The sequence below is a fragment of the Luteimonas chenhongjianii genome, assembly GCF_002327105.1.
Taxonomy (GTDB): domain Bacteria; phylum Pseudomonadota; class Gammaproteobacteria; order Xanthomonadales; family Xanthomonadaceae; genus Luteimonas; species Luteimonas chenhongjianii.
The window spans coordinates 280,566-293,256 of the sequence record NZ_CP023406.1 but is presented as its reverse complement, the minus strand read 5'-3'; the positions used below and the strand labels follow the sequence as shown (position 1 = coordinate 293,256).

Below are 12,691 nucleotides of genomic sequence, written 5' to 3'. Positions count from 1 at the left end.
AGCTGCCGCCCCCGGCTGTCGCGAAAGCTCCGGGGAGCGCTCTGCTGCAGGGCGTGAGGTGCTGATCCGGGCGGCGGCCCGCAACCGCAGCCATGCACGTGGGAGGAGCGCGCGAAGCGTACTGGACTGCCCCGGCTTGAACGAAGCGACAAGATCGCAAGCGTGGCCCGCGCGGGGGCGGTGAGCAGGCCAGTGCGGCTCAGCGGCGGCGCATGCGCAGGGCGATGGTCTGGCCCGCCAGCAGCGCCCCGATGCCGAGCGCCACCCACGCCGAGGTCACCGCGCCCGGCAGCGGCCATTCGGTCTGCTTCATCCAGACCGCGAACAGCCCCCACAGGGCGATCGCAAGATAGGCGACGTTTCCGCGCATGCGCTGGTTGAGGACCAGAAGGACCACCGCCGAGATCGCCCACAGCACGAGGCTCCAGCCGAGCATGCGGCTGGTCGACAGCAGCTCGTAGGCGACGATGGTCTGAGCGAGATTGAGGAAGGCCGCGAGCGACAGCCAGCCGGCATGGATCGACAGCGCCAGCCAGGCCAGCCGGTGCGAGGCGGCATTGCCACCACGCGAGAGCTGCACCGCGCACCAGGCCAGCGCGGCGAGCGCGCCGAAGATCACCACCACGCAGACCCCGAACAGCCCAGCGGAAAACAGCGGCATCCAGATCGCGGTCAGGAAAAAGCCCAATGCCGCGACCGGGGCAATCCGGCCCAGCAGCGGATCGTTGCGCCGGGTCCCTGTGGCCTGCCAGCCGGCATAGAGCAGATCGAGCAGGAAGATCAGCCCCCACACCGAGAACGCATAGCCGGCGGCAACCATCAGGGTCGGGTATCGGTCGGAGATGGTGCCCTGATCCGGACCGAAGGCGCCGGTCTGCGACAGCCAGGCGATGACCGGCATCGCGATCGAACAGAGAAGGACCAACAGGCGCATGACGAAGATTCCGACGTTACAAACCCGCGCATGCTCGCAGCGCCGGCGTGAGGGCATCGTGGCGGGTGCGCGCGGGCAGGACAGTCTTGACCTCTCACCCGGGAGAAGGGGTTTGGCAACCGAAGATTTCGCCGGGCATAGCCCGGCGTCGACGCCAGGCGCGGATGGCGTCGCACGGCAAGCGCCTGCGGCGTCGCAGCGGCGTGGCAGGGATCGGTTCGCGATGCCTGCCTGCGCCGTGCGCGCGCCATCCCACCCCTGGCATCTGCGCCGCAGGCCTCCTCCACGCCCCGCTTGAGCGGGAGCATGGGGAGACCCAGGGGTTGGGCGATCTACATGCCGCTATGCCGCAGCAACGCCGCGATGTCCGGATCGCGGCCGCGGAAGGCGCGGAAGTTCTCGATCGCATCCCGGCTGCCGCCGCGCGAGAGGACCTCTTTGCGGAAACGCGCACCGGTGTCGGCCAACCGCTCCGGCGCTTCCTCGAACGCCGCATAGGCGTCGGCGCTCAGCACCTCGGCCCACTTGTAGCTGTAGTACCCGGCGGCATAACCGCCGGCGAAGATGTGCGAGAACTGGTGCGGAAAGCGGTGCCAGGCCGGGGTGCGATTGACCGCGACCTCGTCGCGCACACGCTCGAGCAGCGATAGCACGTCGTCGTGCATCGGGTCGAAACCCGCGTGCAGCAGCATGTCGAACAGCGCGAACTCGACCTGGCGCAGCGTCTGCAGGCCGCTCTGGAAATTGCGCGCGGCGAGCATGCGGTCGAACAGGTCCCGCGGCAGCGGCTCGCCGGTGTCGACATGGGCGGTCATCGCCTGCACGCGGTCCCATTCCCAGCAGAAGTTCTCCATGAACTGGCTCGGAAGTTCCACCGCGTCCCATTCCACGCCATTGATGCCGGCGATCAGCAATGCATCGACGCGCGTCAGCAGCTGGTGCAGGCCATGGCCCATCTCGTGGAACAGGGTGATGACTTCGCCATGGCTCAGGGTCGCGGGGCGACCGTCGCCGCCGCGGCCGAAGTTGCAGACCAGGTATACCAGCGGCGTCTGCATGCCCTCGGCAGTGGCACGGCGGTTGCGGCAGTCGTCCATCCACGCGCCGCCGCGCTTGCCTTCGCGCGCATAGAGATCGAGATAGAACTGCCCGACCAGTGCGCCGTCGCGGTCGACGAGACGGTAGAAGCGCGCGTCCTCGTGCCAGACCGGCGCCTGGTCGGGTTGCACGCGCAGTCCGTACAGCGATTCGATGACCTCGAACAGGCCCGCGAGAACGCGATCCACGGTGAAATAGCGCTTCACCTCCTGCGCGGAATAGGCATATCGCGATTGCCGCAGGCGGTCACTGGCGAATGCGATGTCCCAGGGTTCGAGGGTGGCGAGCCCAAGCGCTTCGCGGGCGAAGGTTTCGAGTTCGTCGCGGTCGCGCTGCGCGTGCGGGCGGGCACGCGCGGCCAGATCGCGGAGGAAGGTCAGCACCGCGTCGGGCATGGCCGCCATCTTGGTCGTCAGCGACAATTCCGCGTAATTCGCATGGCCGAGCAGCCGTGCCTGCTCGGCGCGCAGCGCGAGAATGCGAGTGATCAGGGGCCCGTTGTCGAGCGCCGCGGGACCGGATTCCGACGCGCGCAGTCCGTACGCGCGATAGAGACGCTCACGCAGTGCGCGGTTGGTCGCATAGGTCTGCACCGGCAGATAACAGGGCATCTGCAGCGTGAGCTTCCAGCCGCTGCGGCCGTCGCGCTGGGCCGCGGCGCGGGCCGCGGCCAGCACGTCGTCCGGCAGGCCATCGAGTTCGGCAGCGTCCTCGACATACAGCGCGAACGCATCGGTGGCATCGAGCACGTGCTCGGAGAACTCCGACGACAGCTTCGCCAGCGCCTGCTGGATCTCGGAGAACCGGGCGCGCTCTGCATCGTCCAGCGCGGCGCCACCCAGCCGGAAATCGCGCAAGCCATGGGCGACCACCCGCCGCTGCAGCGCATCCAGTCCCAGCGCATCCGCCTGGTCGGCAAGTGCCCGGTACTGCGCATACAGCGCCTGATCCTGGCCAAGCCGGCTGTAGAAACGGGTCACTTCGGGCAAGGCCGCGTTATACGCCTCACGCAGCGCCGGCGTGTTGACCACCGCATTGAGATGGCCGACCTGGTTCCACGCCCGGCCCAGGCGCTCGGTCGCGTCCTCGAGCGGGGTCACGATGCTGTCCCAGCCGACCGGCGCGTGTCCGGCCAGGGCCAGCGCGGTCTCGGCTTCGGTGACCAGGGCGTCGATCGCCGGCTGTACGTGTTCGGGCTGGATCTCGTCGAAGCGGGGCAGGCCGGAAAAGTCGAGCAGCGGATTGTCGTGGTTCAAGGGAACTCCGGGTATTGCAAGGGGAGACGCCATTCGGGAATAGCACATGGACCGTCACATGATCGCCGGGCAGCGCTTCCATGAAGTGGTGGCGGGACGCGCCCGCTCAATGGCTGAGAGCGTCATGGCAGACCTGCCACGGGAGGAGCAAGCCTGGCATGCGCCGGTACCCGCGGCTGCTGACCGATGCGGCCGATCAGGCGTTTTTCGCCGCGCCTGCGCCACCGCGCAAGATGAACAAGGTCTTCGCGGGGCGGGCGGCGCCAGCGGGGCCATGGCGCGGCGGAGGTGCGCACGGACATGGAGAACTTTCGTGGGTGAAGACCGGCCACGTTAGAAAGCCCGGCGCGCAGGCGATGTGAGAGACGCGTGTCACAAAAGCAGCGCTCGCTCGCGCTATTGTCTGGGTTCCTTCGTCGTCCTGACGCATCCGCAGATGCATTCGATCGAAGTCGTCCTGGTGATGTTGCTGGCCGTCGTGGTCAGCGGCTACCTCACCCGCGTGCTGCCGCTACCGCTGCCGCTGGTGCAGATCGCGCTGGGCGCGACGATCGCCGGCGCCTTTGGACAGGGCGTGACCCTGGATCCGCATGTGTTCTTCGTGCTGTTCCTGCCGCCGCTGCTGTTCCTCGATGGCTGGCGCATTCCCAAGGACGGCCTGTTCCGCGACAGGGGCCTGGTACTGCAGCTCGCGCTGGGGCTGGTGGTGTTCACCGTTGTCGGCATCGGGCTGCTGATCCACTGGATGATTCCGGCAATGCCATTGGGGGTGGCGTTCGCCCTCGCCGCCATCCTGTCGCCCACCGATCCGGTCGCGGTCTCCTCAATCGCCGCGCGCAGCCCGATACCCCGCCGGGTCATGCACATCCTCGAGGGCGAATCGCTGCTCAATGATGCGACGGGCCTGGTGTGCTTCCGCTTCGCGATCGCGGCCGCGCTGACCGGCAGCTTCTCACTGGTGTCGGCATCGCTGACCTTCCTGTGGTTGGCGATCGGCGGCATCGCGGTCGGTGTGGCTGTGACCTTCGGCATCAATCTCGGTCACGCGATGGTGTCGCGGCTCTTCGGCGAGGCGGCCGGCACCCCGATCCTGATCAGTCTGCTGACGCCGTTCGGTGCCTATCTGCTGGCCGAGCAGATCGGGGCATCGGGCATCCTGGCGGCGGTCGCCGCCGGCATCACCATGAGTTATGTCGAACTCAGTGGCCGCGCGCTGGCGACCACCCGCGTGCAGCGGACCGCAGTCTGGGACACGGTGCAGTTCTCGCTCAATGGCATCATCTTCGTACTGCTGGGCGAGCAGCTGCCATGGATCGTCCAGCGTGCGATGCGCTCGGTACTCGAGGCCGGACATGTACAGGCCTGGTGGCTGGTGGTCTACGTGGTCGCGATCTATGGCGGCCTGTTCGCGCTGCGCTTCGGCTGGGTGTGGACATCGCTGCGCTTCGGCCTGTACCGGGGAGGACCTGAGGCGCAACGCCCGAGCCGGCGGCTGGTTGCCGCGATGTCCCTGGCCGGCGTCCGGGGCGCGCTGACTCTTGCCGGCGTGCTGACCCTGCCGTTGCTGCTCGCCGATGGCAGTCCCTTCCCGACCCGGGATCTCGCGATCTTCCTCGCCGCCGCGGTGATCATCCTGTCACTGCTGCTCGGCAGCTTCGTCCTGCCGCGCCTGCTACGCGGCCTCGAAGTGCCCGAAGCCGGCGAAGAGGAACGCGCCGTGGACCACGCCAGGCACGAGGCCGCAGTCGCCGCAGTCGCCGCGGTCGAACGCGCACAACATGACCTCCCCGAGGCCCGCAACCATCCTGACCTCTACGCGAGCGCTGCGCTGCGGGTGATGTCGTTGTACGAGGACCGCCTGCGCCGTGATCCGGTCAAGGGTATCGATGCGGATGCATTGCGTCGGGCAGATGACGCCGAGCGCGCGCTGCGCCTCGCGGGCGTGCACGCCGAGCGTGCGCGCATCTACGAACTCGCACGCAACCGCGAAATCTCCGATGCCATCGCCCGCAAGCTGGTGCGCGAGCTGGACCTGATGGAAGCGCGTAACCGCTGAGTGGGCCCCCTCCGTGGACGGAAGGCGGGACGAACCTGCCCCTGGCCGGACGCCGCGGGCGAGTGCCCGCCGGGAACACGCGCCATTCGCAGCGAGGCAACTGCTCCAATCAGCTCCGCTCCCCGACTGTCGCGTCGCTACACGCTGTCCCCACGTCGCCCTGGCGAGGCGACGTATATTTCCGGTCGATCCCGTGCGAACGAAAGCCTCAGCCCGGCTGCCAGTCGAAGGTCAGGGTTTCCTCGCGGGCGAAGCGCTGCAGGTGGTTCTCGATGACCTGCTGGTAGCGCTCGATGCTGTCGGCATCGGGCTGGGTCAGCACGATGCGCAGCGTGTCGCCCTCGACGAAGAAGTCGGCGCCGTTGTCCTCTCCCTGGAACGGGATGAAGGCGTGGCTGTCCTCGTCGTCACGGGTGATTTCGAACTTGTGCCGCCAGTGATTGCACAGGGTGCGCAGCAGGCGGGGAGCGTCGTTGGACGCCGTGGTCGCGGTGGTGGTGATCGACATCGTGGACTCCATCGGGCGGCGCCGTCGCCGCGGCCGCGAGCATAGGCGGGCATGCCGGTGCCGTGAACCCCCGCCGGCCAGGACACTGTTGCAGCGGCCCGCGCAGGGCGGATGCCGCACACTGGGCGGCCCACTGTCGCTACAAGGTCACCCATGGATGCTTCCGCCATGCCGCGCGCGTTTCCCTGGCCGGTGGTGCTGTTCGATCTGGACGGCACCCTGGTCGACAGCGCGTCCGATATCGCGGCCGCGGTCAACCGGCTGCTGACTGAGCTCGGACACCACGCCGTCGACGAAGCCACGGTACGCAGCTGGATCGGCGACGGCGCGCGTGAGCTGGTTACCCAGGCGCTTCGCCACGCCGGCGATACCCGTGACGTCGGGGCGGTGATGCCGCGTTTCATGGTCCATTACGGCGATTGCCTGCTGCTCGATCCGCGGCTGTATCCGGGCGTGGAGACGACGCTGGAGGCGCTGCGCACTGCCGGCGTGCGCATGGCGGTGTGCACCAACAAGCCGGCGCAGTACGTGTCGCCGCTGCTCGAGGCGCTGGGTATCGATGGCTTCTTCGACGCGGTGCTCGGCGCCGGTGTGCTGCCCGAGCGCAAGCCGCATCCGTTGCCGCTGCTGCATCTGGCCAGGGAATTCGGCGTCGACATCGGCCGGTGCCTGATGGTCGGCGATTCCGCCACCGATGCCGGCGCGGCGATCGCTGCCGGGGCGCCGCTGGTACTGGTGGCCTATGGCTACCGCCGCGATTTCGACCTCTATGGCTGCGGCGCGCTCGCGGTGATCGATCGCTTCGACCAGCTGCTCGACCTGCGCTGAGGGCCCGGGCCGCATGTCTTTGGGCGCGGCGGCGCTCTGCAGGCACGTGGCCAGGGACCTTCAGTCCCCGAGCCGCGCCCGTACTTCGGCGGCGACCCGTGCGGTTTCGCGCAGCGGCACCACATCGAACGCGGGCAGGGCACCCTCGAAGCGGCGCACGCGGCGGTCCGCAATCATGCTGTCGACGAACTGCTGCGGTGCGCCGTCGAGCGGCCCCGGCGCGAACACGAACACCGGCGCGCGCGTGGCGCAGGCTTCCGACAGCATGTTCACCGAGTCCGCCGAACAGACGATGCGATCGGCCCAGGCAAGTATGCCCGCATAGGGATTCTCGCCGTCGCGTGCCTCGGCCCAGACGCAGGCCGCGCGGCCTGCATAACGCGCGCGCAGCGCCGCGCGCACGGCCGGCGATGTGCGCCGGGAACCGGTCAGCAGCAGGCTGCCGCCGTCACGCGCAACGCATGCATCGAGACGGTCGGCAAGCGCAGCGAACGCGGCGACATCGAAGCGTCCGTGCCGCGAATCACCGCCGAGCAGCACCGCGATTCGCGGGCCGGGCAGGGCACCGAACTGCGGATACGCCGCGCGCGCGCGCGCCAGCCACGCGTCGTCGACCGGATGCAGGCTGCCGCGCGCGACCAGCACGTTCTCGCCGCGCAGCATGTCGTGTTCGGGCACGACCACGAGATCCCAGTGGCGCGGCGGCATGCGGGGGTCGAGGATCTGCACCGTGCGCGCGCCACGCGCGCCGGCGAGCCGGGTTGCCAGCGCAGCCTGGCGGCCGCAGCCGATCACCAGCGCCGGCGGCGTCGACAGCCGCGCCGCGAACTCGTGACCGAACGCCAGCCGCGCGCCCGGCAGCTGGTGGGGCGAGGCCCAGCGCCACGGAGCGCGGGGCGTGAGCTGCAGCTCTTCGGCCCGGGGCGACAGCCAGTGAGCCAGCGCGCCGGCCTGGCGGGCGTTGCCGGCACGGCCGTCGCTGACTGCCCAGACATGTCCCGGATCCCGGTCGCTGGCGGAGGCGCGTTCCACGTATGTGATCATCCGTTCTGCGCCGACCACGCGGCGCGTCGCCGCAGGACTCTACACTGCGGCCCTGTTCCTGCCCCGTTCCTATCGAGATGCCGATGACCGACACACTGCCCGATGCCGCGCTCGACCAGCTGTTCCGTACCGCACGCACCTACAACGGTTTCAGCGGCGAGATCAGCGACGAGACCCTGCACCAGCTCTACGAGCTGCTGAAGTTCGCGCCGACCTCGGCCAATGCGTCGCCCGCGCGCTTCGTGTTCGTGAAGTCGGCCGAGGGCAAGGCCAGGCTGGGTGCGGCGCTGTCGGAGGGCAACTACGACAAGACGATGTCCGCGCCGGTGACCGTGATCGTCGCCCACGACGAGGACTTCCACGAAAAGCTGCCGTTCCTGTTTCCGCACACCGACGCGAAGAGCTGGTTCGACGGTCCGCGCGAGAACCGCGAAGTGCCCGCGTTCCGCAACGGCACGCTGCAGGGCGCCTACCTGATCATGGCCGCGCGCGCGCTCGGTCTCGACACCGGTCCGATGTCGGGCTTCGACAATGCCAAGGTGGATGAAGCCTTCTTCGCCGGCACGTCGATCAAGTCCAATTTCCTGGTCAATCTGGGCAAGGGCGATCCCGCGACGATCTTCCCGCGCTCGCCCCGCCTGCCGTTCGACGAAGCCGCACGCATCGTCTGACCGCCCGTTCTTCCGCTGCGCCTTCCGGCGCGGTGTCATCGCCGCCCACGTGATCGAGGATTCCGTCATGCGTACCGCCTACCTGCTGCTCCCGCTCGCCGCCGCCATCGCTCTTGCCGCCTGCGCCCAGCAGGACCCGGCGTCGACGGACGTCGCCGCGCCCGCATCCGCCCAGACCGCCCAGACCGCCCAGACCGCTTCGCCGTCCGAGGCCATGGCCGAAACCGAGCCGACCGCCGAAGCCATCGCCGGTGTCTCGGGCACCTACGTGCTCGATCCCAAGCACACCGACGTGATCGCGCAATGGAGCCACTTCGGCTTCTCCAACCCGATCGCGCACTTCGGCGACGTGTCCGGCCAGATCGTCTACGACGCCGACAACGTCGGCGCGTCGTCGGTCGAGGTCACGCTGCCGCTCTCGGGCTTGAATTCGCACGTCGGTGACTTCGACGCCCACCTGCGCAGCGCCGACTTCTTCGACGCCGCCAAGTACCCCAACGCCACGTTCAAGAGCACCTCGGTCGAGAGCGCCGGTCCCAACAAGCTCAAGGTCACCGGTGACCTGACGATCAAGGACATCACCCGGCCGGTGGTGCTCGACGTCACGATCAACAAGTTCGGCGAGCAGCCGATGGCCAAGCGCCCCGCCGCCGGCTTCGATGCGGTCACGCAGATCAAGCGCAGCGATTTCGGCATGGGCATGGCCGCGCCCAACGTCAGCGACGAGGTCGAGCTGCGCATCACCACCGAGGCCGTCGCCGCCGGCGATGCGCCCGCAGCAACCGCCGCGCAGTAAAATCCGCGGTCAGGACGCCGGTGCAGGGGTTTCCCTGCGCCGGCGTTTCCGTTTTCGCGTTCCGGATTCCGCCGTCATGAAAGTCCATCGTCCCGCCGATCAGCGTGGCCGCACCACGTACGGCGACCGCACGCGCCTGTGTACCTTCTCCAGCGGCGATTACCACGACGGCGACTGGATGGGCTGGGGCGCGCTGCGCCAGCTCAATGAGGAATTCCTGCCGCCGGGCGCTACCGTCCCCTCGCAGCGCGTGGCGAACATGGAACTGCTGACACTGGTGCTCGACGGCGTGCTGCTGCGCGATGACCTGGCGCTGGGCGCGGGCGCGCTGGCCTGGACCGGCGCCGGGCATGCCAGCGATACGCCGGTGGAGACCGTCGGCGCGGATGGCGCCCGCGTGCTGCGCATCGCGATCCAGCCCGAGCGCGTCAACCTGCCGCCCGCGGCGGCGATCCGCAATGCGGATCCCGGCGCGCCGGTCGATGCGTGGACCTTGCTGGCGGGGGGCGATGCAGCGCCGGCCGGCCTGCCGCTGCGCCAGCAGGCCTGGCTGCGGCACGCGCGCCTGTCCCCGGGCGCGCGCCTGGCGCTCTCGCTCGTGCCCTCGCATCGCTACTGGCTGCAGTTGCTGCAGGGCGCCGCCATGGTCGATGGCCTGGCCTTGAGTGCCGGCGACGGCGTCGCCTGGGCGAACGAGAGCGTCGCCGATGCGATCGTCGCGGGTGTCGACGGCGCTTCCGTCCTGCTGTTCACGCTGCCGCGCTGAGGCCGCGCCCATGACGGCGCGCTAGAATGACCGCCTCCACACGATGAATGTCACCGTCATGACCGCAGCCCCCGTCCAGCCGACGCAAGCCAACGCCGCCAACCGTTACGAAGTGCGCCGCGCCGACCTGCCGCTGAGCTGCCCGCTGCCGTCCATGGCGCTGTGGAACTCGCATCCGCGCGTGTACCTGCCGATCGAAGCGGAGAACGGCGAGTCCGTCTGCCCTTACTGCGGCGCGCATTTCGTCCTCGTCGACTGACGCCTCGCGCTGCGGTCGCATGCGTCGTCCGCTGACCGTGGTCCAGCTGCTGCCGGCGCTGTCGTCGGGCGGCGTCGAGCGTTCCACCATCGAGATCGCGCAGGCGCTGGTCGACGCCGGCCATCGCGCCATCGTCGTCTCCGCCGGCGGGCGGCTGGTGCCGGCGCTCGAGGCGACCGGCGCAAGCCACGTCACGCTCGACATCGGTGCCAAATCGTTGCGCGTGCTGCGCCATGTGCGCGCCCTGCGCCGGCTGTTCGCGGAAACCGGCGCCGACATCGTCCACGCACGCTCGCGCCTGCCGGCATGGATCGGCTGGTGGGCGCTGCGTGGCATGCCCGCGGGGCGCCGCCCCCGTTTCGTCACCACGATGCACGGCCTCAACTCGCCGTCGCGCTACAGCGCGATCATGGCCCGCGGCGAGCGGGTGATCTGCGTATCGGAAACCGTGCGCGACTACCTGCTGCGGCACTATCCGGGCACACCGCGCGACCGCCTGCGGGTGATCCCGCGCGGCATCGATCCGACGAAGTTTCCGGCAGCGCCGCGTCCCGACGCCGTCGCTCGGGCCGAGGTCGCATCGCGCTGGCCCGCGCTCGGTGGCGACGGCCCGCTGCTGCTGCTTCCCGGGCGCGGCACGCGGCTCAAGGGCCACCACGACGCGATCGCGCTGCTCGCGGACCTGCGCGGCAGCGGCCTCGACGCCCGCCTGTGGATGCCCGGTGCACGCGAGGCGGGTCGCGAGGCCTACCTCGCCGAACTCACGCGCGCGGCCGAGGCCGCCGGCTGCAGCGACGCACTGGCGATGACCGAACCCACCGACGCGATCGCCCGCGCCTACGCCGCCAGCGATCTGGTACTGCAGCTTTCGCGCAAACCCGAGGCCTTCGGCCGCACCGTGCTCGAAGCTTTGTCCTGCGCACGTCCGGTGGTGGGCTGGGCGCATGGCGGCGTCGGTGAACTGCTCGCGCAGCTGCAGCCCCAGGGCGCGGTGGCCCCGTTCGACCTGGCCGCGTTGGCGCAGACCGCGCGCGCGCTGGTCACGCGACCGCCGCGAGCCGTTACGATGCCCGACACGCTGCGTGCGATGCAGGAGGCGACCCTCGCGGTCTATGACGAGTTCGACGACAACTGATTCCGTGCGCGATCCGCGCGCACCGCGCACCGTAGGCTGGCGTTGGGCGCCGCACTGGGTCCTGGCCTTCGTGATCCTGTGGCCCGCGCCCGGTTATGCCGAAGGCGTGATGGTGCTGGGCGCGCTGGCAGCGCTCATCCACCTGGTCGCGGCGCGTTTCCGTGGCGGGGCCGCCCTGCTCAGCGCGCCTGCGTGGGCGCTGACCAGCGTGCTGTTCTTCGCCTACTGGCTGCCGCAGCTGATCTCGGCGGTGGATTCGGTCGATGTCGGACGTGCGTTGCGCGAAGCCGTGGTGGATCTGCGCTATCTGCCGTTCCTGTGGCTGGTGGCGTCCGCTGTGGCCACGCCGCGCGGCCGCCGGATCACGCTCGGTGGCCTGGCCGCGATCGTCGCGGTGTGGACGATCGACGGACTGTGCGAAGTGGTGTTCGGGACCAGCCCCTTGTTCTTCGGCATCGACCAGCTCAAGCAGCTGATCAGCAACCGCCCCATGTGCAGCGTCGAGCAGCTCGCCGCCGCCGACCGTCTCGGCGGCGTGCTCGGCCCCTGCAATCTCAAGCTCGGCATCGTCCTCGCCAGCCTGTCGCCGTTCGCGCTGTACTGGGTCGGGCGTCGCTTCGGCGCGACCGGCTGGCTGGTCTCCAGCGCGGCGATCGGCATCGTGATCCTGTTCGCCGGCTCGCGGGCCTCGTGGCTGACCTATGCGCTGGTGCTGCTGTTCTCGGGCTGGCGCCTGCTGGGCTGGCGCCGGTTGCTGGCGGTCTTCGCGGCCGGCCTGGTCCTGGCTGCAATCGGGGCCACCGTTTCGCCACAGGTCCGCGACCGTATCGAACGCACCGCGGCGGGGCTGTCGGCCGACGAGTCCGGTGTCGACGCCGCGCTGTCGGGCCGTGCCCGCATCTGGGACGCGGCGGTCTGCATGATCCGCGAGAACCCGATCAACGGCGTCGGCGCGCGCGGCTTCCGCGAGGCGTTCCCGGGCTGCGATCCCGATGCCGGACAAATCGCTGCCTGGGGCGATGGCCCTGCGTTCCATGCGCACCAGATCGTGCTGGAAATCGGCAGCGAGACCGGCCTCGTCGGCCTGTTGCTGTGGCTGGCCGGCGCGGCGATGGCCTGGCGCGCGTGGCGGTTCGCGCCGCCGATCGCCCGCGAACGCGCGCGCCCGGCCATGCTGGCGCTCGCGGTCACGGTGTTCCCCTTCAACACCCATCTCGCGTTCTATTCGACGTTCTGGGGTGGCTTCACCCTGCTCCTGTCCGCCCTGTACGCGGGAACCCTGCTCGCACGCGTGGAGCCGTCGCAGCCCGGCGAGGGCAAGGCGCCGCACTGAGCGCCTC

At 69.6% G+C, this 12,691-nt stretch carries 12 protein-coding genes; 8 read left to right on the top strand and 4 right to left on the bottom strand.

Annotated elements, in window-relative coordinates:
* Positions 1-199 precede the first annotated feature (199 nt).
* Positions 200-934 (bottom strand): hypothetical protein, encoded by a 735-nt coding sequence (locus tag CNR27_RS01305; protein ID WP_096296585.1) that lies wholly within the window; start codon positions 932-934, stop codon positions 200-202.
* Between the two features lie 332 nt (positions 935-1,266).
* Positions 1,267-3,288, bottom strand: a complete 2,022-nt coding sequence (locus CNR27_RS01300; protein ID WP_425435470.1) for a M3 family metallopeptidase — start codon at positions 3,286-3,288, stop codon at positions 1,267-1,269.
* A 436-nt stretch (positions 3,289-3,724) separates the two neighbouring features.
* Here CNR27_RS01300 and CNR27_RS01295 point away from each other — a divergent pair, with 436 nt between their 5' ends.
* Positions 3,725-5,344 carry a Na+/H+ antiporter gene (locus tag CNR27_RS01295; protein WP_096296583.1) on the top strand — a complete coding sequence of 540 codons (1,620 nt, stop codon included), beginning with the start codon at positions 3,725-3,727 and terminating at the stop codon, positions 5,342-5,344.
* A 208-nt stretch (positions 5,345-5,552) separates the two neighbouring features.
* Here CNR27_RS01295 and CNR27_RS01290 read toward each other — a convergent pair whose 3' ends face one another.
* Entirely contained in the window at positions 5,553-5,852 is a 300-nt protein-coding gene (locus CNR27_RS01290) for a DUF2218 domain-containing protein (protein WP_157745173.1), read from the bottom strand.
* Positions 5,853-6,005: 153 nt separating this feature from the next.
* On the opposite strand from CNR27_RS01290, the gene gph reads away from it, so the two are divergent.
* Positions 6,006-6,680 carry a phosphoglycolate phosphatase gene (gene gph, locus CNR27_RS01285; RefSeq protein ID WP_233580334.1) on the top strand — a complete coding sequence of 225 codons (675 nt, stop codon included), beginning with the start codon at positions 6,006-6,008 and terminating at the stop codon, positions 6,678-6,680.
* 60 nt (positions 6,681-6,740) lie between these two features.
* Here gph and CNR27_RS01280 read toward each other — a convergent pair whose 3' ends face one another.
* On the bottom strand, positions 6,741-7,724 hold the full coding sequence (locus CNR27_RS01280; protein ID WP_096296580.1) for a mitochondrial fission ELM1 family protein: 984 nt from the start codon (positions 7,722-7,724) through the stop codon (positions 6,741-6,743).
* Between the two features lie 83 nt (positions 7,725-7,807).
* Between CNR27_RS01280 and CNR27_RS01275 the strand changes: the two genes are divergently transcribed.
* The 6 genes from CNR27_RS01275 to CNR27_RS01250 all read left to right on the top strand — a co-directional run bounded on the left by CNR27_RS01275 (position 7,808) and on the right by CNR27_RS01250 (position 12,684).
* A complete protein-coding gene (locus CNR27_RS01275) occupies positions 7,808-8,395 on the top strand; it encodes a malonic semialdehyde reductase (protein ID WP_096296579.1) in 588 nt (195 codons plus the stop codon).
* Positions 8,396-8,462: 67 nt separating this feature from the next.
* Positions 8,463-9,191 (top strand): YceI family protein, encoded by a 729-nt coding sequence (locus CNR27_RS01270; RefSeq protein ID WP_096300141.1) that lies wholly within the window; start codon positions 8,463-8,465, stop codon positions 9,189-9,191.
* Between the two features lie 76 nt (positions 9,192-9,267).
* Positions 9,268-9,957, top strand: coding sequence for a pirin family protein (locus tag CNR27_RS01265; RefSeq protein ID WP_096296578.1), 690 nt, complete (start codon positions 9,268-9,270; stop codon positions 9,955-9,957).
* A gap of 58 nt (positions 9,958-10,015) precedes the next feature.
* Positions 10,016-10,216 (top strand): zinc-finger domain-containing protein, encoded by a 201-nt coding sequence (locus CNR27_RS01260; protein ID WP_123833167.1) that lies wholly within the window; start codon positions 10,016-10,018, stop codon positions 10,214-10,216.
* A gap of 19 nt (positions 10,217-10,235) precedes the next feature.
* Positions 10,236-11,351 carry a glycosyltransferase family 4 protein gene (locus CNR27_RS01255; RefSeq protein WP_096296576.1) on the top strand — a complete coding sequence of 372 codons (1,116 nt, stop codon included), beginning with the start codon at positions 10,236-10,238 and terminating at the stop codon, positions 11,349-11,351.
* Positions 11,329-12,684 (top strand): O-antigen ligase family protein, encoded by a 1,356-nt coding sequence (locus tag CNR27_RS01250; RefSeq protein ID WP_096296575.1) that lies wholly within the window; start codon positions 11,329-11,331, stop codon positions 12,682-12,684. The genes CNR27_RS01255 and CNR27_RS01250 overlap by 23 nt, the downstream gene beginning before the upstream one ends.
* The last annotated feature ends 7 nt before the right edge of the window (positions 12,685-12,691 follow it).

Excerpts from the sequence above, each read along its gene's own strand:
- CNR27_RS01305 (WP_096296585.1), bottom strand. The coding sequence starts at position 934 with ATGCGCCTGTTGGTCCTTCTCTGTTCGATCGCGATGCCGGTCATCGCC.
- CNR27_RS01295 (WP_096296583.1), top strand. The coding sequence starts at position 3,725 with ATGCATTCGATCGAAGTCGTCCTGGTGATGTTGCTGGCCGTCGTGGTC.
- CNR27_RS01290 (WP_157745173.1), bottom strand. The coding sequence starts at position 5,852 with ATGTCGATCACCACCACCGCGACCACGGCGTCCAACGACGCTCCCCGC.
- gph (WP_233580334.1), top strand. The coding sequence starts at position 6,006 with ATGGATGCTTCCGCCATGCCGCGCGCGTTTCCCTGGCCGGTGGTGCTG.
- CNR27_RS01280 (WP_096296580.1), bottom strand. The coding sequence starts at position 7,724 with ATGATCACATACGTGGAACGCGCCTCCGCCAGCGACCGGGATCCGGGA.
- CNR27_RS01275 (WP_096296579.1), top strand. The coding sequence starts at position 7,808 with ATGACCGACACACTGCCCGATGCCGCGCTCGACCAGCTGTTCCGTACC.
- CNR27_RS01270 (WP_096300141.1), top strand. The coding sequence starts at position 8,463 with ATGCGTACCGCCTACCTGCTGCTCCCGCTCGCCGCCGCCATCGCTCTT.
- CNR27_RS01265 (WP_096296578.1), top strand. The coding sequence starts at position 9,268 with ATGAAAGTCCATCGTCCCGCCGATCAGCGTGGCCGCACCACGTACGGC.
- CNR27_RS01260 (WP_123833167.1), top strand. The coding sequence starts at position 10,016 with ATGACCGCAGCCCCCGTCCAGCCGACGCAAGCCAACGCCGCCAACCGT.
- CNR27_RS01255 (WP_096296576.1), top strand. The coding sequence starts at position 10,236 with ATGCGTCGTCCGCTGACCGTGGTCCAGCTGCTGCCGGCGCTGTCGTCG.
- CNR27_RS01250 (WP_096296575.1), top strand. The coding sequence starts at position 11,329 with ATGACGAGTTCGACGACAACTGATTCCGTGCGCGATCCGCGCGCACCG.